A 20170-nucleotide genomic window follows, 5' to 3' on the forward strand; every position below is an offset into this window, starting at 1 on the left:
CCGTGCCTCAGAAAGAGAAATTGGAGAGTACATCGGGCATGCCGCCGGCAACGGCGGATGCTTCATCTTCGGCCAGCTTGGCGGCATCCCAGATCTCGAAGTGGCTGCCCATGCCGAGCATCATCACTTCTTTTTCCAGGCCGACAGCGGCACGCAGTTCGGGAGAAATCAGGACACGGCCGGCGCTGTCCATCTCGACATCGCTGGCGTTACCGAGGAAAATGCGCTGCCAGGCGCGCGCCGACATGGGCCAGGCGGCGATCTGGTCGCGGTGGGTTTCCCACACGGGACGCGGGAAAAACAACAGGCAGCCGTGCGGGTGGCGCGTGAGCGTGAGGCGGCCTTCGCATTGCAGCGCGAGGGCGTCACGGTGCTTTGCCGGAATCGACATCCGGCCTTTCGCATCGAGATTGATCGCTGACGCGCCTTGAAACACGCTTTTACCTAGCTTTGGAGAGTTATCAGTTTAGTTGTATTAGGCGCCGGGAGAATCTATTTTCTCCCACAAAACTGCACTTTTTCACACCGTTTCCCACTTTAGAGGAAGCGTTGTTACTGGTCAAGCGAATTCCAGTAGGAAAAACCCTAATTTTGCCAATGAAATGAAGGACTTAGCGCGTAACGCTGAAGTAGTCTCAAGAGAAAATCTCTCAGTAAATTAAGCACTTAGCGTAAAGAGTGAATGTCTTACCTCATCTAGACAGGTAGGTCACATTGTTGCAATTAGGAAAATTAATCCGTAAATACGCCTTGTATTTTGGCAACGGGAATCGACCTGTTCCGTATTGGAGAAAAATTGCGGATTCATGCCGGACGGGTTAGGATTTCTCATCGCCCGGCAGTTTGGTAAGACGGGCGCTGCAGTGCTGAATTTTGCGGAATGTTGCCGAATTACAAGGAGTGCTCTTGTGAGTCTGACCATCGCGCGAACCCGTACCGTCTACGACCTGCTCGACGTGCAGGATGCCCTCGACCGCAGCCGCGGACGCTCGCCCGAACTCGACGCCTTCTACGAACGCATGCTGGGCGCCGGCCCGGAGCGTTTCATCACCACCCCCTCTTCGCTCGACGCCCTGTCCCCGCTGCTCGAGGAATGCCCGAATTTCGATGCCGTGCTCGACGATCTGGCGCGTTACCTGCGCCTGGCCCACGCCGGCAACAAGGGGTTCAACGTCATGCCGATCCTGCTGCTGGGCGGGCCGGGTGTGGGTAAAACCCATTTCGCCAGGCGCCTGGCGCGCGCGATGGGCACCGACTGCGAATTGATCAGCATGAACGCGCTGTCGGCCGGCTTCGTCATCACCGGCAGCTCGGCCAGCTGGCGCGGCGCCAAGTGCGGCAAGGTCGCCGAGCGCCTGGTGCGCGGCCAGTACGCCAACCCGGTGGTCGTGCTCGACGAAGTGGAAAAGGCGAGCGGCTCCTCGCAGTCCGATCCGCTGGCGGCGCTGTACCAGTTGCTGGAACCGGAAACCGCGCAAGCCTTCCGCGACGAATTCATCGACGTCGAAATCGACGCCAGCCAGATCTTCTGGGTGCTGACAGCCAATTCCACCGACGGCATCCCGGCGCCGCTGCTGAACCGGATGGCGGTCTACGAAGTACCGGCGCCGACGCCTGAGCAATCAGCCGGCATCGCCCAGCGCATGTACACGGACCTGCTGGTCGAACTGAACCTGCCCGGCTTCGACGCCCGCCTGCCCGATGCCGTGCTCGACCGGCTGGCGCCGATCGCCCCGCGCGACTTGCGCAAGACCCTGCTCGACAGCCTGGGCTATGCGGTAGCTGATGGACGCGCCCACGTCACTGCGGACGACGTGCGCCTGCGGATCGCGCCGGGACGGGGACGCATCGGGTTCTAAACCGGCTCTCCACGAGACGGCAGGCGGCGCTAGAATGAGGTCATACCGTCAACCAGAGAGCCCCATGAGCGAATTCGCCTTTACGCCACCCGCCACGCCATCCCTTGCCGTCTTCGGCAGCAGCGCTCGCTTCCCGATCCGCCGCGTCTTCTGCGTCGGCCGCAATTACGCGACCCACGCGCGCGAAATGGGCAGCGACCCGGACCGCGAGCCGCCGTTCTTCTTCACCAAGCCGGCCGACGCGGTCGTGCCCGCCGAAGGCGCCCTGCCCTATCCGCCGGCGACGCAAGACCTGCACCACGAGATCGAGCTGGTCGTCGCCCTGCGCAGCGGCGGCGCCGACATTCCGGCCGACGAGGCATTGAGTAAAGTGTGGGGCTACGGCGTCGGCATCGACCTGACCCGGCGCGACATGCAAGCCGTGGCCAAGGATGCCGGCCGGCCGTGGGACATGGCCAAGGGCTTCGATGCGTCCGCGCCCTGCACCCCGCTGCGTCCGGTCAGCGCCTTTGGCCATCCGACCGAGGACGCCTGCATCCGCATCCTGGTGAATGGCGACGTGCGCCAGGACGGCTGCCTCAACGAGATGATCTGGCCGATCGCCGACATCATCAGCCACTTGTCGCGCCTGGTGACGCTGGCGCCGGGAGACCTGATCTTCACCGGCACGCCGGGCGGCGTCGGCGCCTTGCAGCCGGGCGACCGGGTGCATGGCGAGGTGGCGGGGGTTGATGAATTCGATCTGGAGATCGTCGAGAAGGCGTAATCCGGTGGGCGCCCTGTGCCCACGCGGATATATGCGCTAACACGATGCATGCTTCACGCGTGGGCTCGGGGCGCCCACCCTACATCCCGCGCAGCGTTGAGAGGAATTGTTCAGGCTCCTCCACGCTGATCAGCAGCGACGGCCCGCTCCGCGCCGGCAGGTACACCACCCGGCTGCGGTCGGTCAGCAACGCAAACATCGCGCCGCCGCCCTGGCGCGCAAACCGTCCAGCCACATAGCCCGGCAGCCGGATGCCGGTGCTGCGCACCCCCAATCGGGCCTCGGCCATCGATCCATACGTGCCGGCGCGCGCCCGCGCCAGGTCGAACTCGCCGATGGGGCGCGCCTCCTGGAAGAAATGCGCGGCGTGCACGATGACCTTGCCGTCCTCGATGCGCAGCGCACTGTCCGACATCGTATAGCCCAGCGCCGTCGTGAGCGGCACGATCAGCAGCGCGGCCCGGACCACGTTGCGCAGGGTACGTGCCGGGCCGTCGCGGCGCAGCACCAGCAGCGGCGTGGCGATCACGACTAACGCGATGATGAACAGCGCCCAGTACACGCGGCGATCGACCGCGGCAATCTCGAACGCCATCAATGCTCGACCCAGCCCTTGGCATGCTCGACCGCGCGCGCCCAGCGGCCGCGCAGTTCGGCGCGGCGCTCGGCCGGCATGGCGGGCTCGAAGCGGCGTTCGGCGCACCACAGGGCCTGGATTTCTTCGCGCGAGCGCCAGAAGCATTCGGCCAGGCCGGCCAGGTAGGCCGCGCCCAGCGCCGTGGTCTCGGTCACCAGCGGACGCACCACCGGCACCCCCAGTAAATCGGCCTGGAACTGCATTAATAAATCGTTGCGTGCGGCGCCGCCGTCGGCGCGCACTTCCATCACCGGGCAGGCGGCATCCTTCTGCATCGCCGCCAGCAGTTCCGCGCTCTGGTAGGCGATCGCCTCGACCGCCGCGCGCGCGATGTGCGCCCCGGTGGTGCCGCGCGTCATGCCGACGATGGTGCCGCGCGCATACGCGTCCCAGTGCGGCGCGCCGAGGCCGACAAAGGCCGGCACCAGCATCACCCCGCCGGAATCAGGCACCGAGGTCGCCAGCGCTTCGACCTCGCTTGATTCCTTGATGATGCCGAGGCCGTCGCGCAGCCACTGGACCGTGGCGCCCCCCATGAAGACGCTACCCTCGAGCATGTAGTCGGTGCGGCCGTCGACCTTCCAGCCGATGGTGGCCAGCAGGCGGTTGCGCGACACCGGCGGCACGTAACCCGCGTGCATCAGCATGAAGCAGCCGGTGCCGTAGGTGTTTTTCACCATCCCCTTGTCGTAGCAGGCTTGGCCGAAGGTGGCGGCCTGCTGGTCGCCGGCGATGCCGGACAGCGGAATCGGTGCACCGAACCATTCTTCATGCACCTTGCCGACTTGCCCCGAACTGCGCACCACTTCCGGCAGCATCGCTTCCGGCACGCCGAACAGGTCGAGCAGCGCCGGGTCCCAGCGCATCGTGTGGATGTTGTAGAGCATCGTGCGCGATGCGTTACCGACGTCGGTGACGTGGCGCCCGCACAGCTTATAGGCGAGCCAGCTGTCGACCGTGCCGAAACACAGCTCGCCGCGTTCGGCGCGCGCGCGCGCACCCGGCACGTTCGCGAGCAGCCATTGCAGCTTGGTGGCGGAAAAATAGGCGTCCAGTTCGAGACCGGTGCTGCGCGCGATCGCGCGCGCGTGGCCCGCTTCGCGCAGGCGGTCGCAGGCGCCGGCGGTACGGCGGTCTTGCCAGACGATGGCGCGTGCGATCGGTTCGCCCGTGGCGCGGTCCCAGACGATCGTGGTCTCGCGCTGGTTGGCGATGCCGACGGCGGCAATCTGCGCGGCGGAGACCCCGCTGTCCGCCAGCACCTTGCGCGCGCAGGCGAGCTGGCTGTTCCAGATGTCGAGCGCGTCGTGCTCGACCCATCCGGGCTGCGGGAAATGCTGGGGATATTCCTGCTGGGCGCAGGCGACAACCTGGCCCTGGCGGTCGAACAGGATGGCGCGGGAACTGGTCGTTCCCTGGTCGAGAGCCAGGACGTATTGCGGGATATAGTGCGGCACGCGTCCTCCGCTGTAGTCAGTGTAAAGCAGGCCGATAGGCCGGATTCTGTGTAGTGGTCTCCCTTGCGGGACGCCCCTATGACAGCCATTCCTCTAGGCGCCGAATTACTCCGGCGCTCAAGCTTCCTACCCGCACGCTCCGCGAGCAACATCAACGCGTGCCTATTTGGAATTGCTCCGAGTGGAGGTTACCGCGTTTCACCGTAACTGAATACGCTCGTCTCTGTGGCCCTATTCCTCGCCTTATACCACTGGCTTGCGCCAGCGGCTTTCGGCGGACGGCCGTTAACCGTCACCCCGCTCTGTGGAGTCCGGACCTTCCTCCCGCCGGCACCTTGCGGCACCAGCCAGCGGCTGTCTGGCCTGCTTCACGGGGTGCATTGTAACCGATGCGCATACGCGCCGCCATTTCTGAAAATCGGTGTCGCCATTTGAAAAGCCCGGCGCGCAACGATTGCATAGAATGCCACGATGCCCGGCGCGGCCGGGGAACCAAAAGGATGACGCACATGACGCACCCCTCCCGCACCGGCGGCCAGATCCTGGTCGATGCACTGCACGTCCACGGCGTCGACACCGCCTTCGGCGTGCCCGGCGAAAGCTATCTCGACGTGCTCGACGCGCTGCACGATTCCGAGATCCGCTTCGTCATCAACCGCCAGGAAGGGGGCGCCGCCTTCATGGCCGAGGCCTATGGCAAGATGACCGGCAAGCCCGGCATCTGTTTCGTCACCCGCGGTCCCGGCGCCACCAATGCCTCGATCGGCGTGCACACGGCCTACCAGGACTCGACGCCGCTGATCCTGTTTATCGGCCAGGTCGGCAACGACTTCATCGACCGCGAAGCCTTCCAGGAAATCGACTACCGCCGCATGTACGGGCAAATGGCGAAATGGGTGGCGCAGATCGACCGCGCCGACCGCATCCCCGAATACATGGCGCGCGCGTTCCAGGTCGCGACCAGCGGCCGTCCCGGTCCGGTGGTGCTGGCGCTGCCGGAAGACATGCTGGTCGAGACCGCGCAGGTGGCGGACACGCGCCGCTACCAGCCGGTGCAGGCCGCGCCCTCCTCCGCGCAAATAGACGCCCTGCGCGCCATGCTGGCGCAAGCGCAGCGTCCGATCGTGCTGCTGGGCGGCGGCACCTGGAATGCGCAAGCCTGCGCCGACCTGCAAGCCTTTGCCGAAGCGAACGCGCTGCCGGTGGCCTGCACCTTCCGCTTCCAGGACCTGCTCGACAACGCGCATCCGCACTACGTCGGCGACGTCGGCATCGGCATCAACCCGAAGCTGGCCGCGCGCGTGAAAGAAGCCGACCTGGTCATCGCCATCGGCCCGCGCCTGGGCGAGATGACGACCGGCGGCTACACCCTGCTCGCTTCGCCCGTTCCTACCCAGCGCCTGGTCCACATCCACAACGATCCCGAGGAACTGGGCAGCGTCTACCAGGCCGAGTTGATGATCGCCAGCGGCGCGCCGCAGATCACGTCGATGCTGGCGGCGATGGAACCGGTCGATGCGAGCGCCTGGCGCCACACGGTGGCCGAGGCAAAGGCCGAACTGGCCGCCTTCCAGGTGCGGCCGCCGATCTTTGCCAAAGGCGATGCGCCGCTCGATCTCTGGCAAGTGGTGCAGGACATGATGGCCGCGCTTCCGCACGATACGATCATCACGAATGGCGCCGGCAACTACGCCACCTGGGCGCACCGTTACTACCGCTACGGCGGCATGCGCACGCAGCTGGCGCCGACCAACGGCGCCATGGGCTACGCCGTGCCGGCCGGCGTGGCGGCCAAGATCATCGATCCGCGGCGCACGGTCGTCACCTTTGCCGGCGACGGCGAATTCATGATGACCGGCCAGGAACTGGCCACCGCGGTGCAGTACGGCGCCGGCGTCATCATCATCGTCTTCAACAACAGCATGTTCGGCACCATCCGCATGCACCAGGAAAAAACCTATCCAGGGCGCGTATCGGGCACCACCCTGCACAACCCGGATTTCGCGGCGCTGGCGCACGCCTATGGCGGGCATGGCGAAATCGTCGAACGGACGGCCGACTTCGCGCCGGCGCTGGCGCGGGCGCTGGAACATGCCAACGGCAAGAACTTGCCGGCGCTGATCGAGTTGCGTTACGACGGCAACCTGATCACGCCGAATATGACGCTGGAGGCGATGCGCGAGGCGGCGCAGGCGGCCAAGGCCGGTTGATCAGTCACTGCGATTGGGGATGGGGCGTATGCGACCGGGTAAGCATTCCCGGTAAAGATTGAGATACAATGTATCTCAGTCAGTCGTGACTGACGTTTCATCTACATCCACCCACAGGAGGCCATCATGGCAGCAACAGCAATGGTTCACGTTCGAGTGGATGAGCAGATCAAGATGCAGGCAACGGAAACGCTGGGCTCGATGGGTCTTACGTTGTCGGATGCGATTCGCGTTTTCCTAATGCGCGTCGTGGCAGACAAAGAGATGCCCTTCAGTATCAAAGTCCCCAATGCAGAGAGTCGTGCTGCCATCGCTGAGACTGAAGAAATCATCAATGGTCGCCGCGCTCGTTTTGCAACTGCGGATGATCTATTCGATGACCTCGAAAAAAACACCAGCGAATAAACGCGCCAGCAAGCGCACCAATCTCCCCCGCCAGTCTGACTACACGAAGTCATTCCTGAAGGACTGGGAACGACTATCGCATTCCGGCCGCTATGACATGAACCGTCTCAAAGAGGTCATGTTGTTACTCATCGCAAACGACGAGCCGCTCCCGGCAGAATGGCTGGACCATGCACTCAAGCATGATTGGGAAGGATACCGGGAGTGTCATGTTGGGGGCGATTTCTTGCTCATCTATAAGATCAACACCTCTGTCAAACCTGAGATGATCGTCTTCACGCGCGCCGGCACGCACTCGGAGTTGTTCAGTTCCTGAACAGGGCTTCACGCTGACGGGCGAGACGTTGTCATCCCGGGTTACACCCTGACCGGTTAGCGCGCGGCTACTCCACCTGCATACCCGCGCACCCCTGCTTCGATTGCCAAACGCAACTTTGCGCCAAACGGGCTATGCTGCTCGACAGCGGGCCGCATTGGGCCGCAGGCAAGCATGCGCTTCTTCGGGGGCGCGGAAGCAGAATAAAAGGAGAGAGCGCACGTGAGCAACACCCCAGAAGTGGTCTTGTGCATCCCCGGCCCATGGGACAGCAGCAGCGCCCTGGCCGACGAAATCAGCGCCAGCGGCACCGGTTACCTCCTTGAAGGAAAAGTACTGCGCGACCTTGAAACCGGTTTTACCTGCGAACTCGTGCTGCAGCGCGCCGATCCGGAACTGGCCAACGATTTCGCCAAGGCCGGCCCGCATTGGGCCAAGACCGTGGCGATGGCCGACATCGACGACCATGCATCGGTGGCCTACCTGGTCGCGCCTGGCGGCTCGCGTGAAGCGGCCGATGCCATGATGCGCGCCGGCGCGGCCATCATCGACGCCGGTGGCATGGGCGTGAAGGTGGACAGCACGGGTATTGCCCATGCGCCGGCCTACTGGATCGACATGAGCGAGCAGCTCGGGGCCTTGAGCGCGCACCGGGCGCTGGTGGTCTACGTGGCCGGCGCCGACGTGTATTCCTGCGGCATGCATAACTTCGGCCTGCCCGAAGCGATCACCAGCGCCGACAACAAGACCGAAGCGGCCGACATGCTGCGTTTCTTCACGCGCTACCTGCTCGAACATGCGCCCCAGTTCGAGGACGGCCACACGTTTTCGGTCAGCGCGGGCAAGCCGGTGTACCGGGTCGAACGGACCGAGGCGATCGACTACGGGCCGGGCTCGCTGTTCAACAACCCCTACGGCGCCTGGCGCCTGACGCCGGTGGCGGCGGAAAAGAAGGGCAACTGGTGGACGCGCAACCGGCAATGACCTTCCTGCTCACCCCGGGGGCAGCAGCGGTTCGAGTCCGGCTGGCAGCGGCAAGGGCCCATCGAACGCGCTGTGCTGCTCCGCCGTGGGATGCGTCAGAAACAGCGCGACCAGCGCAATAAAGGCCCAGGCGATGGCCTGGCGCAGCAGTTTCATGGCAACTCCTTTCTGTGTGGGCCGACGGATGTTCTACTGTAGAGCGGCGCCCGCAGGCGCGCCAGTGCGCACGCTTGCCGTGCTCCAGGCCGTTGAACGGCACGCGTGCCCGGCAGCGGAACTGTCGCGTTTGCGCACGCTGCCAGCATCCGTGCATGATCGCCGCTCCTACTCATTCGTTGCCGCTCATTGTTGCAGAATCGTCAGTACGTCCCTCTGGTAGAATACGCGCGACCCTTTTCATCGTGCCGGTGCTCGATTCCCGGCATGTGCATGCACCACCCGCCACCAATCAACCCATGTTCAGTTTCTTCAAAAGAAAAAAAGCCGCCCCTGAAACGCCGGCGCCGAGCGAGCTTGTGCCGCCGCCAGCCGCGCCCGTCATTACTCCTGCTCCCGCCCCTGCGCCGACGCCCACGCCAGCGCCCGTTCCGCAAGCCGAGGTTGAACTCTTCATCGAAGAGACCGCCGAGCGCCCGGTCAGCGAAGCGGAAAAGAAAAAATCCTGGATGTCGCGCCTGAAGGCCGGACTCTCGAAAACCTCGAGCAACCTGTCGCTGCTGTTCGTCGGCGCGCGCATCGACGAAGACCTGTACGAGGAACTCGAAGCGGCCCTGCTGATGTCCGACGCCGGCATGGACGCGACCCAGTTCCTGCTCGACAGCCTGCGCCGCAAGGTCAAGGAAGACAAGCTGCTCGACGCTGCCGCCGTGAAAGCCGCGCTGAAAATCCTGATGATCGAGATGCTGGCGCCGCTGCAAAAGCCGCTCGAACTGGGCCGCCACGAGCCGCTGGTGATGATGATCGCCGGCGTCAACGGCGCCGGCAAGACCACCACCATCGGCAAGCTCGCCAAGCACATGCAGCGCTCGGATCAGTCCGTGCTGCTGGCCGCCGGCGACACCTTCCGCGCCGCCGCGCGCGAACAGTTGATGGTCTGGGGCCAGCGCAACAACGTGACCGTCATCTCGCAAGCCTCGGGCGACCCGGCCGCGGTCGCTTTTGACGCGGTTCAGTCGGGCAAGGCGCGCGGCGTCGACGTCGTCATGGTCGATACCGCCGGCCGCCTGCCGACCCAGTTGCACCTGATGGAAGAGCTGAAGAAGATCAAGCGCGTGATCGGCAAGGGGATGGACGCCGCCCCGCATGAAATCGTGCTCGTCATCGACGGCAATACCGGCCAGAACGCGCTCGCACAAGTCAAAGCCTTCGACGACGCGCTGCAGCTGACCGGCCTGGTGATCACCAAGCTCGACGGCACGGCGAAAGGCGGCGTGCTGGCCGCGATCGCGCGCACGCGTCCGGTGCCGGTGTACTTCATCGGCGTTGGGGAAAAGCTGGACGACCTGCAGCCGTTCGATGCCGAAGAATTCGTCGAAGCGCTGCTGGGTTGAGAGATAAGCGCCGATGATCGAATTCCACTCCGTCTCGAAAAAATATTCTGTAGAGGCTACTGCCCTGCGTGAAGTTTCCCTCAACATCAACAAGGGCGAACTGGTCTACCTGGCCGGTCCGTCCGGCGCCGGCAAGTCGACGCTGATGAAGATGATCGCCGCCATCGAGCGCCCCAGCAGCGGGCGCGTGATCGTGTTCGGCCAGGACATTGGCCAGCTCACCAAGGCCGGCATCCCCTTCCTGCGCCGCAAACTGGGCCTGATCTTCCAGCACCAGCGTTTGCTCAACGACCGCAACATCCTGGCCAATACGATGCTGCCGCTCTTGGTGTCGGGAGCGCCGAAAGCCGGCGCCGAACAGCGCGCGCGCGCCGCACTGGACAAGGTCGGCCTGCTGGAGCGGGCCAAGGCGCATCCGCTCGAGCTGTCCGGCGGCGAGCAGCAGCGCGTGGCGATCGCGCGCGCCATCGTCAACCGGCCGCAGATCATCCTGGCCGACGAGCCGACGGCGAACCTGGACCGGGTGGCGGCCGACAAGGTGCTCGACGCCCTGCGCGCTTTCCACTCGGTCGGCGTGACCTGCCTGATCTCGACCCACGACGAGCAGGTGCTCGACGGCGCGGCGCGCGTGATCCGGCTCGAACATGGCCAACTGGTGCCGCATGTCGCTGCCGGTCGTGGAGGTGCGGCATGAGCCCGTGGTTCCGCGAGCACCGCTTCGCGCTCGGCTCGGCGCTGACGACCCTGCGCAAGGCGCCGGGCAGTTTCCTGTTCAACGTGCTGGTGGTGGCGGTGGCGCTGGCGCTGCCGTTCGCCGGCATCACCCTGCTCGACAACGTGCGCCCGATGTCCGAACAGCTCTCGGTCGATCCGGAAGTGAGCCTGTTCATGCGGCCGGATGCGCCGCGCGAGGAAGCGCTGGCGCTGGAGCCGCAGCTGCGCCAGATACTGCAGGGCAGCCACGCGCAGATCAGCTTCGTGCCGCGCGAACAGGCGCTCGACGATCTGAAAGAGCGCAGCGGCCTGTCCGCCGCGCTCGACACGCTGGGCGACAATCCGCTGCCGGACAGCTATGTGATGAAGCTGGACGGCTTTTCCAGCGCGCGCGACGCCGCCCGCATCGACAACATCGTCGAGCAGATGGGCGCCCTGCCCCAGGTCGACACGGTGCAGGTCGATTCGGCCTGGGTCAAGCGCCTGGCCGCCCTGCTCGGCATCCTGCGCCTGGCCCTGCTGCTGTTGGCGATCACGCTGGGCGTGGTCGTGATCGCGGTGGTGTTCAACACGATCCGCCTGCAGGTGCTGACCCAGCGCGAGGAAATCGCCGTCTCCAAGCTGCTGGGCGCAACCGATAATTTCATCCACCGCCCCTTCTATTACACGGGCGCCCTGCTCGGCCTGTGCGCCGGCGCGGTGGCCCTGGGTGCGGTGACGCTGGCGCTGAACCCGTTGAACGCGGCGATTGCCGAGTTCGCGCGGCTGTACGCGTCGGAGTTTCAATTGGCGCCGTTGGGCGTGCTGGAAGTGGCCGGCTTGCTGGCAATCAGCGCCGGCCTGGGCTTAATCGGCGCCTTGCTGTCGGTGCAACGGCACCTGGCGCGCATGCGCTGAACGGTTGTTGCATAAATTGAACGGGTGATAAGGCGCGGGCCGTATCACCCGTTTTTCATTGGTAGTACCGCGACTGTGGCGAATCCGCCCCATGTGGTGGCTACATGCAATATTGCACCCCCCACCTTGTAGGCATGCATGCCGCCATCACGCCAGACAGCGGCGCATTTACCTGCCGATCGCCTTCTTTCGTGCGCCAACTAACAGAAACGCCCTATCGCGTGCCCGTAACCTGAGCCCTGACCGATCACGCAAGCCCAGCACATCTGATCAATCTCAACAGTTTTACAAGCTTCTGCTCTACATTAAATCAGCACTTTTTCGATACTTTCGAGAAATACTTTGACGAGACTTAAACACCCGGCCGTTTTTGGCAGGTCGCTGGCACTCTCACAGGGGGAGTGCTAATATATGTTCTCAAGCGAAGGTAAACAAGGTCTGAAAACGCATTCTGTACGCGATAAGTTGTGAACGTACAGTCCGCATCCGGGATGTCCCGGTGGCGTAGACGATGCAGCAAAGATTATTTACGGGGAAAAATATGATGTCCGCACAATCCGCATTGGTTCCGACCAGCAATCGTGCCCTGAACCTCGGTTTCACTGGCAATCTCGGTAACATCGACGCGTATATTTCCGCCGTCAACCGCCTGCCGATGCTGACCCACGAGGAAGAGGTCTCGCTGGCTAAGCGGTTGCGGGATGCGAACGATCTCGACGCCGCACAAAAGCTGGTGCTGTCGCACCTGCGCCTGGTGGTGTCGATTGCGCGCGGCTACCTCGGCTACGGCCTGCCGCACGCCGACCTGATCCAGGAAGGCAATATCGGCCTGATGAAAGCCGTGAAGCGTTTCGACCCGAACCAGGGCGTGCGCCTGGTGTCGTACGCGATGCACTGGATCAAGGCCGAGATGCATGAGTACATCCTGAAGAACTGGCGCCTGGTGAAGGTCGCCACGACCAAGGCCCAGCGCAAGCTGTTCTTCAACCTGCGCAGCAACAAGGTCGGCCTGGACGCGATGACCCCGACCCAGGTCGACGACCTGGCCAAGCTGCTCGACGTCAAGCGCGAAGAAGTGATCGAGATGGAAACCCGCCTCTCGGGCCGCGACATCGCCCTGGAAGCGCCGACCGACGACGAAGACGACAAGTTCTCGCCGATCGCCTACCTGTCCTCGGACCAGCAGGAGCCGACCCGCGTGCTCGAAGCCGAGCAGGTCACGCGCCTGCAGTCCGAAGGCCTGGAAACGGCGCTGGGTAAACTCGACCCGCGTTCGCGCCGCATCGTCGAAGCGCGCTGGCTGGCGAACGACGACGGCTCCGGCGCCACGCTGCACACGCTGGCCGAAGAGTTCGGCGTGTCGGCCGAGCGGATTCGCCAGATCGAATCGGCGGCCTTGAAGAAAATGAAAGGTGCGCTGGCGGCTTACGTGTAAGCAGCCAGGCAGTTCAGCAAGACACGGCGGCCCCGCGAGGGCCGCTTTTTTATTGGCCGGCCAGGGCCCTCTGCAGCGCTTCGACCTCGTAGGGCTTGGACAGCATGACCGATCGCGCCAGGCTGGTCGTGGCGCTGCGGCCGGACGCGAAGACGACCATCAGCTCCGGCGCCAGGGCACGTGCGGCGATGGCGAGCTGCTCGCCCGACATGCCAGGCAATTCGAGGTCGGTCATCAGGACATCCGCCGTGGCCAGGGCGGGCAAGGCCAATGCCGCTTCGGCACTGCCTGCGCCGCTGACGGCGTGCCCCAGCAGTTCGAGCAGCTCCATGGTAGTCGCGCGCAGCGACTCGTCGTCTTCGACCAGCACGATGTTCAGGGCGCCTGGCTCCGTGCGCACGGGCCGGACCTGTGCGCGCGCCTGCGCCAGGTCGCGCGCCGCGCCGCTACGCTGGCTGCGGTTGGCCAGCACGTGACGGATCTTCGATGCCAGCGCCGCGCGGGTATAGGGCTTGCCCAGCAATTCGACCCCGGGATCGAGGCGGCCGCCATGCACGATCGCATTTTCGGTATAGCCCGAGGTAAACAGCACCGCCAGGTTCGGCATGGCTTCGCGTGCCTTGCGTGCCAGGTCGGGGCTGCGCAGGGTGCCCGGCATGACCACGTCGGTAAACAGCAGGTCGATTGGAATGCCGCTCGAGATGATCGCCAGCGCACTGGCGGCGTCGGACGCCTTCAGCACGCGGTAGCCCAGCTCGCCGAGCAAGTCGACCACGGTTTCGCGCACCGCGTCATCGTCCTCGGCCACGAGGATCGTTTCGGTGCCGCCGGTCGGCTCGCGCAACTCGACCGGCTCGAGTACATCTTCGGCTTCGAGCGAACGCGGCAGATACATCTTGACGGTGGTGCCGAAGCCGACTTCGCTGTAGATCTTCACGTGGCCGCCCGACTGCCTGGCAAAGCCATACACCATCGACAAGCCGAGGCCGGTGCCCTTGCCTTCGGGCTTGGTCGAGAAAAATGGTTCGAAAGCCTGTGCAATGACGTCAGGCGGCATGCCCGAACCGGTATCGCTGACGGCGATCATCACGTACTGGCCAGGCGTCACATCCGGATGCACGCTGGCGTAAATGTCGTCGAGCACGGCGTTGCCCACCTCGACAGTGAGCTTGCCGACGCCGTCCATCGCGTCGCGCGCATTGATGCACAGGTTCAGGATGGCGTTTTCGACTTGGGAAACATCGACGAAAGCGTTCCACAACCCGGCCTGCACGACCGTTTCCGTTTCGATCTCTTCGCCCAGCGTGCGGCGCAGCATGTCGTCCATCGCGGCGACATTGCGGCCAATGCGCACCACCTTCGGTTCGAGCGCCTGGCGCCGGCCGAATGCCAGCAACTGGCTGGCCAGCTTGGCGCCGCGCAGCACGCCGCCCATTGCGTTATCGACACGGCGCAAAGCGCGCGGATTGGTGGCAACATCGGTACCGAGCAGTTGCAAGTTACCCGCAATAACTTGCAACAAGTTATTGAAATCGTGCGCGACGCCGCCGGTCAGCTTGCCGATGGTTTCCATCTTCTGCGACTGCTGCAACGCCTGTTCGGTACGGCGCATGGCGGCTGCCGCTTCACGCTCGGCCGTCACATCGCGCGCGACCGCGTGGATGTGGTTCGCGTCCGGCGCGGCCGACCAGGCCAGCGTGCGGTAACTGCCGTCGCGGTGGCGATAACGGTTTTCGAAACGGAAGGTGGTCTGGCCTTCGCTCAGGCCACCGACCTCGCGCAGGGTCGCCGCCACGTCCTCTGGATGCACGAGCGCCATGAAGGGGCTGCCAACCAGTTCGGTTTCGCTCCAGCCGAGTAAGGTCGTGAATGACGGGTTGACGGCGACGATGTTTGAACTGAAATCTGCTACCAGCATCAGTTCTGTCGACAGGCGCCAGATCCGGTCGCGCTCGGCGGTACGCTGGCTGACCTGTTCGGCCAGCGTACCGTTCAGGTGCGCCAGTGCATGCGCGGCGGTCTTCTGGTCGTCGATGTCGGTATTGTTGCCGACCCAGCGCTGAATAGTGCCGGCGTCGTCGCGGATCGGCAATGCGCGGCTCAGGTGCCAGCGATAGTTGCCATCGCGGTCGCGCAGGCGGAATTCGATTTCGTAGTTGGTGCCGCTGGCCAGCGCATGGCGCCATGCCGCCGCCGCTGCGCCGAGATCGTCGGGGTGTACCATGTCGGCCCAGCGGCCGCTATCCAGTTCTCCCAACCGATGGCCGGAATAGCTGTACACACGATCGTTGTACCAGTCCAGTACGCCGTCCGGCGGCGACGACCAGACCTGGTTTGGCAGGGACTGCGCCAGGGTACGGAACATCGCTTCGCTGGCGCGCATCGCCTGCTCGGCCAGTACCCGGGCCGTTACGTCGGCGCCCTGGACAAAGATGGCGTACACCTTGCCGCTTTCGTCGCGCAACGGCTGGTAGACGAAGTCGACGAAGACTTCCCTGGCCGGCAGTGCTCCGACCGTGCCGACGGCAAACGGCGCCGCTACACCGGAATACACCTCGCCGCTCGCGTACAGGCTGTCGAGCAGCGCGCCGAATCCCTGTGCAAGCGCTTCCGGCAAGGCCTCGGCCAGGGTCTTGCCCAGCACGTCACGCCCGTTGACCAGCGCCAGGTAGGCCTGGTTCACCTGCACGAAGCGGTGCTCGGGACCGTCGAGCAGCGCCATGAAACCGGGCGCCTGGTTGAACATCGCTTCCAGTCGCGTATGTTCGCTCTTGAGGAAACGCTCGACGCGCACATCGTCGGTCGTATCTTCCACCATCGCCATTACGCCCGCCGGTACATTGCTTTCGCCAACAATGGGCGAGTAGTGCAGGTTGAACCAGATCTGCTCGTCGCGGCCGTTGCGATGCAGCGTCAGTTCCTGCTCCTCGTAATGCAGGGTTTTACCCGTCATGCACACACGCATGACGTGGTCGTTGAAATCGCGTGCCTCGGGCCATGCATCGCGTACCACAGTGCCGAGCAAGGCCGGGTGCTTGTCGCGGGCAATTTCGGCATAGCCGCTGTTATAGATCATCACTCCCTCCTCGCCCCACATGGTAACGATCGGAAATGGCGAATGCAGGATCAGCGAGACCGTGCTTTTTACGCTTTGCGGCCAGGTTTCAATCGCACCAAGGGAAGTGGCCGACCAGTCGAAGCCGGCAACGAGCGCGCCGAGTTCGCCCGTGCCATCGAGAAACGACAGTAGCGCCGGCGAAGGCATGACGCGGGGATGGTTCATGTGGGGCCAGGTCGGAGGAGAGGCCACGATTATACGTGAAAGCAACTGCCGCCCAAGTCCGCGAGACGACACGCGCCTGCGCCGGGCCGGCAAAAAAAACGGCGGCCACCAGGGCCGCCGCTTGCTGACTACATTCCTTCGTCAATCAATAAATCGCCGCGCCCGAACCGTCCTTCAGCTGCGCCTTCCACGCGCCCTGCACCAGCTTGACGACCGATGCCGGCATCGGCACGTAGTCCAGCTCGGCGGCAGCGGCGGTGCCGTTCTTGTAGGCGTAGTCGAAGAACTTCACGACTTCCTTGCCTTTGGCGGCATCGGCCTGCGCCTTGTGCATCAGGATGTACGACACGCCGGTGATCGGCCAGCTGTTCTTGCCGGCGGCGTCGGTCAGGACCACGGCGAAGCCCGGGGTCTTGGTCCACTCGGCGCTGGCGGCGGCGGCTTTGAAGTTCTCGTCGTCCGGCTGCAGGAACTGGCCATCCTTGTTCTTCAGCTGGGTGTGCGAGAGCTTGTTCTTCTTGGCGTAGGCCCACTCGACATAGCCGATCGAACCCTTGATGCGCTGGACGTTGGCGGCGACGCCTTCGTTGCCCTTGCCGCCGACACCAGTCGCCCATTTCACGGCGGTGCCGGCGCCGATCTTGCTCTGGAATTCAGGGTTGGTCTTCGACAGGTAGTCGGTGAACAGGAAGGAGGTGCCCGAGCTGTCGGCGCGGTGCACGACGGTGATCTCGTCGCCCGGCAGCTTCACGCCCGGATTCAGCGCGGCGATTTCTGGCGCGTTCCACTTGGTGATCTTGCCGAGGTAGATGTCGGCCAGGACCGGGCCGGTCAGCTTCAGCTGGCCCGGCGCCACGCCTTCGACGTTGACCACGGCGACCACGCCGCCCATGATGGCCGGGAACTGCATCAGGCCCGCTTCGTCCAGCTCGGCCGCTTTCAGGGGCATGTCCGAGGCGCCGAAGTCGACGGTCTTGGCCTTGATCTGCTTGATGCCCGCGCCCGAGCCGACCGACTGGTAGTTCATGCCGGTGCCGGTGGCTGCCTTGTACATTTCCGCCCACTTCGCATAGATCGGGTACGGGAAGGTGGCGCCCGCGCCGGTCACGTCGGCGGCAAACGAGGAGGACATCACCATCGCGGCAGCGGCACCGGCGATCATCGTTTTGAACATGTGCTTGATTTTCATTTTGTCGTAGCTCAGGGGTGGCTCAGTTGGTTGAGTGATGCACGCAGTCTAGCCAGCGAATATGACCGCTGTATGACTTGCCGATATGCGCCCCTGCTATGGCATTTTTGCTATGCTGGGCACACCCATACGACCATTTGCCCGATGCGCCACCTGCTCGCCTTGCCCGTCGCTTGCATCGCACTCGCCGCCTGCGCCGCACCAGGCGCGCCGCTTCCGGCCGGCCCGTTCACGCTTGCACCGGGCCAGTCCGCCGAGGTGGCGCCGGGCGTGACCGTCACCTTCGAGTCCTTCGAGGACAGCCGCTGCCCGCCCGGCGTACAGTGCGTCTGGGCCGGCAAGCTGAGTTACCGCTTCAGCATCCGGCGCGGCAGCGCTGCGCCCGAATCGTTCACGCTAGCGCCCGGACAGCCGGATGCGGCGCCGGCCGCACTGCACGGCAGTCGCATCATCCTCGACGAAGATGCCCTCCCCGCGCCGCCCGCACCGGATACGACGATCACCTACCGCGCCACCCTCCGCCTCGATCCACCCGACTCCACCACCTCGCCCACCACTCCATGACCCGAACCGCGACCGCCCTTCTTTCCCTCACCATCATCCTGCACGCGCCGCTTTCGCTCGCCAAGACGCCGATCGCCACCGGCACCGGTGGCGCCGTTGCCACCATCAGCGAAAAAGCGTCGGAATCCGCGCTCGCCATCCTCAACGGGGGCGGCAATGCGATCGATGCGGCGGTGGCCGCGGCGGCGACCTTGGGCGTGACCGATCCGTTCAGCTGCGGCATCGGCGGTGGCGGCTTCATGGTGATCTATCTTGCGAAGGACAAGCGCGTGATCACCATCGACCACCGCGAGACGGCGCCGGCCTCGTTCACGCCGATGACCTTCATGGACAAGGGCAAGGAGCTAGACTACGAAAAGGCGATTGCCAGCGGCGCGGCGGTCGGGGTGCCGGGCACGGTGCGCGGCTGGCACGAGGCACTCGAGCGCTACGGCAGCATGAATTTCAAACAGGTGCTGGCGCCGGCCATCGACGTCGCCAATAAAGGCTTCGTCGTCAGTGAAATTTTCTCTCATTTAACACGCGAAAATGAAAGAAAATTTCAGCAGTTCGCCCCGACCAGCGCGCTCTACCTGCGCAATGGTAAAGCGCTCACGCCCGGCACCCTGCTGCGCAATCCGGACATGGCCAAGGCCTACCAGGAAATCGCCGCCCGCGGCCAGCGCGCCTTTTACGAGGGACCGATGGCGCGCGCCATCGTCGATGCCGTCAACAGGCCGCCGGTGACCGGCGGTACGAGCGTGCGCGCCGGCAGCATGACGCTGGCCGACCTCGCCAACTACGAAGCGCGCATCCGCCAGCCGATCGTCAGCACCTACCGCGGCTACGAGATCTACGGCATGCCGCCGCCGAGCAGCGGCGGCGTGACCGTGGCCGAAGCGCTGAACATCCTCGAAGGCTACGACCTGAAATCGCTGCCGCGCGCCGACGCCGAGCACCTGTACCTGGAAGCGAGCCGTCTCGCCTTTGCCGACCGCAATGCCTATCTGGCCGATCCGGAATACGTCGATACGCCAGTGGCCGGCCTGCTCTCGAAAGAATTCGCGGCTACACGCCGCGCCCTGATCAACCCGAAGCGCGTCAGTGCGAATGTCGCCGCAGGCGATCCCTACGGCTACCAGGAAGACCAGAGCGTGCCGCTGCGTCCCGAGCCGCCGATGCTGCAACGGGAGAGCGCCCACACCACCCACTTCACCGTGTCGGACAAGGAAGGCAATATCGTCTCCTACACCTTCACCATCGAGTCCTGGGGCGGCAGCGGCATCGTGGTGCCCGGCTACGGCTTCCTGCTGAATAACGAGATGACCGATTTCGATTTCTCGGGTCCGCGCCCGAACGTGCCCGAAGCCGGCAAGCGCCCGCGCAGCAGCATGGCGCCGACCATCGCCCTGCGCAACGGCAAGCCGGCCTTCACCATCGGCAGTCCGGGCGGCGCGACCATCATCACCACGGTGCTGCAGACGATCGTGAATTATGTCGACCTCGGCATGCCCATGGATGCGGCCATCAACGCGCCGCGCCTGTCCGAGCGCAACGGCGCCGTCACTTCGGTCGAACCGGGTTTTGCCGGCAGTGCCCAGGCCAGGGCATTGGAGGCCTATGGACACAAATGGGAAACGCCACCCGAGGAGATCGGCGCGGCGAATGCGATCGTGTTCAATCCGGACGGTACCGTGACGGCGGTCAGCGAAGGCCGGCGCCACGGGGTGGGGAGCGCGCTAGTGCAGCGCAAGGGGCATTGAGGCTGGGGCCGAAGTCGAAGGCAGGCGCCCGATGCTCGCCAGTCAAGCGTACTTCGTTTCGAGAACGTTGCACAGACCCGTAAGGTGGGCGGCTACACCCGGGTGTGCGTCTTCCCGCTGCCTGAACGCCGCCCCCCCGTTCAACCACACTTCGAAACGTCG

General features: G+C 64.5%; 18 protein-coding genes and 1 other RNA gene. 12 read left to right on the plus strand and 7 right to left on the minus strand.

Features of this window, described 5'->3' with window-relative positions; translation table 11 throughout:
- Window positions 1-7: 7 nt before the first annotated feature.
- A complete protein-coding gene (gene mraZ, locus IFT60_RS04275) occupies window positions 8-436 on the minus strand; it encodes a division/cell wall cluster transcriptional repressor MraZ (protein ID WP_192049829.1) in 429 nt (142 codons plus the stop codon).
- A 472-nt stretch (window positions 437-908) separates the two neighbouring features.
- Here mraZ and IFT60_RS04280 point away from each other — a divergent pair, with 472 nt between their 5' ends.
- A complete protein-coding gene (locus IFT60_RS04280) occupies window positions 909-1859 on the plus strand; it encodes an AAA family ATPase (RefSeq protein ID WP_192049831.1) in 951 nt (316 codons plus the stop codon).
- Window positions 1860-1923: 64 nt separating this feature from the next.
- Window positions 1924-2625, plus strand: coding sequence for a fumarylacetoacetate hydrolase family protein (locus IFT60_RS04285; protein WP_192049833.1), 702 nt, complete (start codon window positions 1924-1926; stop codon window positions 2623-2625).
- Window positions 2626-2704: 79 nt separating this feature from the next.
- Here IFT60_RS04285 and IFT60_RS04290 read toward each other — a convergent pair whose 3' ends face one another.
- The 3 genes from IFT60_RS04290 to rnpB form a co-directional block, all read right to left on the minus strand.
- A complete protein-coding gene (locus tag IFT60_RS04290) occupies window positions 2705-3220 on the minus strand; it encodes a PH domain-containing protein (RefSeq protein ID WP_192049835.1) in 516 nt (171 codons plus the stop codon).
- Complete coding sequence (gene glpK / locus IFT60_RS04295) at window positions 3220-4707, minus strand: glycerol kinase GlpK (RefSeq protein WP_192050007.1); 1488 nt, start codon at window positions 4705-4707, stop codon at window positions 3220-3222. The genes IFT60_RS04290 and glpK overlap by 1 nt, the downstream gene beginning before the upstream one ends.
- A 31-nt stretch (window positions 4708-4738) precedes the next feature.
- An RNA gene (rnpB, locus tag IFT60_RS04300) (RNase P RNA component class A) lies at window positions 4739-5089 on the minus strand.
- Between the two features lie 139 nt (window positions 5090-5228).
- On the opposite strand from rnpB, the gene IFT60_RS04305 reads away from it, so the two are divergent.
- The 4 genes from IFT60_RS04305 (at window position 5229) to IFT60_RS27020 (ending at window position 8634) form a co-directional block, all read left to right on the plus strand.
- Entirely contained in the window at window positions 5229-6929 is a 1701-nt protein-coding gene (locus tag IFT60_RS04305) for a thiamine pyrophosphate-binding protein (RefSeq protein WP_192049837.1), read from the plus strand.
- Between the two features lie 126 nt (window positions 6930-7055).
- Entirely contained in the window at window positions 7056-7334 is a 279-nt protein-coding gene (locus tag IFT60_RS04310) for a type II toxin-antitoxin system RelB/DinJ family antitoxin (RefSeq protein WP_197986208.1), read from the plus strand.
- The gene (locus IFT60_RS04315) at window positions 7264-7650 is read left to right on the plus strand and encodes a type II toxin-antitoxin system RelE/ParE family toxin (RefSeq protein WP_524537861.1); all 387 of its coding nucleotides are present in this window, start codon (window positions 7264-7266) and stop codon (window positions 7648-7650) included. The genes IFT60_RS04310 and IFT60_RS04315 overlap by 71 nt, the downstream gene beginning before the upstream one ends.
- Before the next feature lie 222 nt (window positions 7651-7872).
- Window positions 7873-8634, plus strand: coding sequence for a DUF4261 domain-containing protein (locus tag IFT60_RS27020; protein ID WP_192049840.1), 762 nt, complete (start codon window positions 7873-7875; stop codon window positions 8632-8634).
- Window positions 8635-8643: 9 nt separating this feature from the next.
- Here the strand turns inward: IFT60_RS27020 and IFT60_RS04325 are convergent, their stop codons facing one another.
- Window positions 8644-8790 carry a hypothetical protein gene (locus tag IFT60_RS04325; RefSeq protein WP_192049842.1) on the minus strand — a complete coding sequence of 49 codons (147 nt, stop codon included), beginning with the start codon at window positions 8788-8790 and terminating at the stop codon, window positions 8644-8646.
- 299 nt (window positions 8791-9089) lie between these two features.
- Here IFT60_RS04325 and ftsY point away from each other — a divergent pair, with 299 nt between their 5' ends.
- The 4 genes from ftsY to rpoH all read left to right on the plus strand — a co-directional run bounded on the left by ftsY (window position 9090) and on the right by rpoH (window position 13230).
- Window positions 9090-10184 (plus strand): signal recognition particle-docking protein FtsY, encoded by a 1095-nt coding sequence (ftsY, locus tag IFT60_RS04330; RefSeq protein WP_192049844.1) that lies wholly within the window; start codon window positions 9090-9092, stop codon window positions 10182-10184.
- Window positions 10185-10197: 13 nt separating this feature from the next.
- Complete coding sequence (locus IFT60_RS04335) at window positions 10198-10878, plus strand: cell division ATP-binding protein FtsE (protein ID WP_192049846.1); 681 nt, start codon at window positions 10198-10200, stop codon at window positions 10876-10878.
- Entirely contained in the window at window positions 10875-11795 is a 921-nt protein-coding gene (gene ftsX / locus IFT60_RS04340) for a permease-like cell division protein FtsX (RefSeq protein WP_192049848.1), read from the plus strand. The genes IFT60_RS04335 and ftsX overlap by 4 nt, the downstream gene beginning before the upstream one ends.
- A 541-nt stretch (window positions 11796-12336) precedes the next feature.
- Complete coding sequence (gene rpoH / locus IFT60_RS04345; protein ID WP_192049850.1) at window positions 12337-13230, plus strand: RNA polymerase sigma factor RpoH; 894 nt, start codon at window positions 12337-12339, stop codon at window positions 13228-13230.
- Window positions 13231-13279: 49 nt separating this feature from the next.
- Here rpoH and IFT60_RS04350 read toward each other — a convergent pair whose 3' ends face one another.
- Together IFT60_RS04350 and pstS are read right to left on the minus strand one after the other, a co-directional pair.
- Entirely contained in the window at window positions 13280-16513 is a 3234-nt protein-coding gene (locus IFT60_RS04350; RefSeq protein WP_192049852.1) for a PAS domain S-box protein, read from the minus strand.
- 145 nt (window positions 16514-16658) lie between these two features.
- Window positions 16659-17687 (minus strand): phosphate ABC transporter substrate-binding protein PstS, encoded by a 1029-nt coding sequence (gene pstS, locus IFT60_RS04355; protein WP_229510678.1) that lies wholly within the window; start codon window positions 17685-17687, stop codon window positions 16659-16661.
- A gap of 159 nt (window positions 17688-17846) precedes the next feature.
- Between pstS and IFT60_RS04360 the strand changes: the two genes are divergently transcribed.
- Window positions 17847-18266 carry a hypothetical protein gene (locus IFT60_RS04360; RefSeq protein ID WP_192049856.1) on the plus strand — a complete coding sequence of 140 codons (420 nt, stop codon included), beginning with the start codon at window positions 17847-17849 and terminating at the stop codon, window positions 18264-18266.
- On the plus strand, window positions 18263-20008 hold the full coding sequence (ggt, locus tag IFT60_RS04365) for a gamma-glutamyltransferase (protein WP_192049858.1): 1746 nt from the start codon (window positions 18263-18265) through the stop codon (window positions 20006-20008). The genes IFT60_RS04360 and ggt overlap by 4 nt, the downstream gene beginning before the upstream one ends.
- Window positions 20009-20170 lie beyond the last annotated feature (162 nt).

This window comes from Massilia sp. CFBP 13721, from assembly GCF_014842025.1.
GTDB lineage: Bacteria > Pseudomonadota > Gammaproteobacteria > Burkholderiales > Burkholderiaceae_D > Telluria.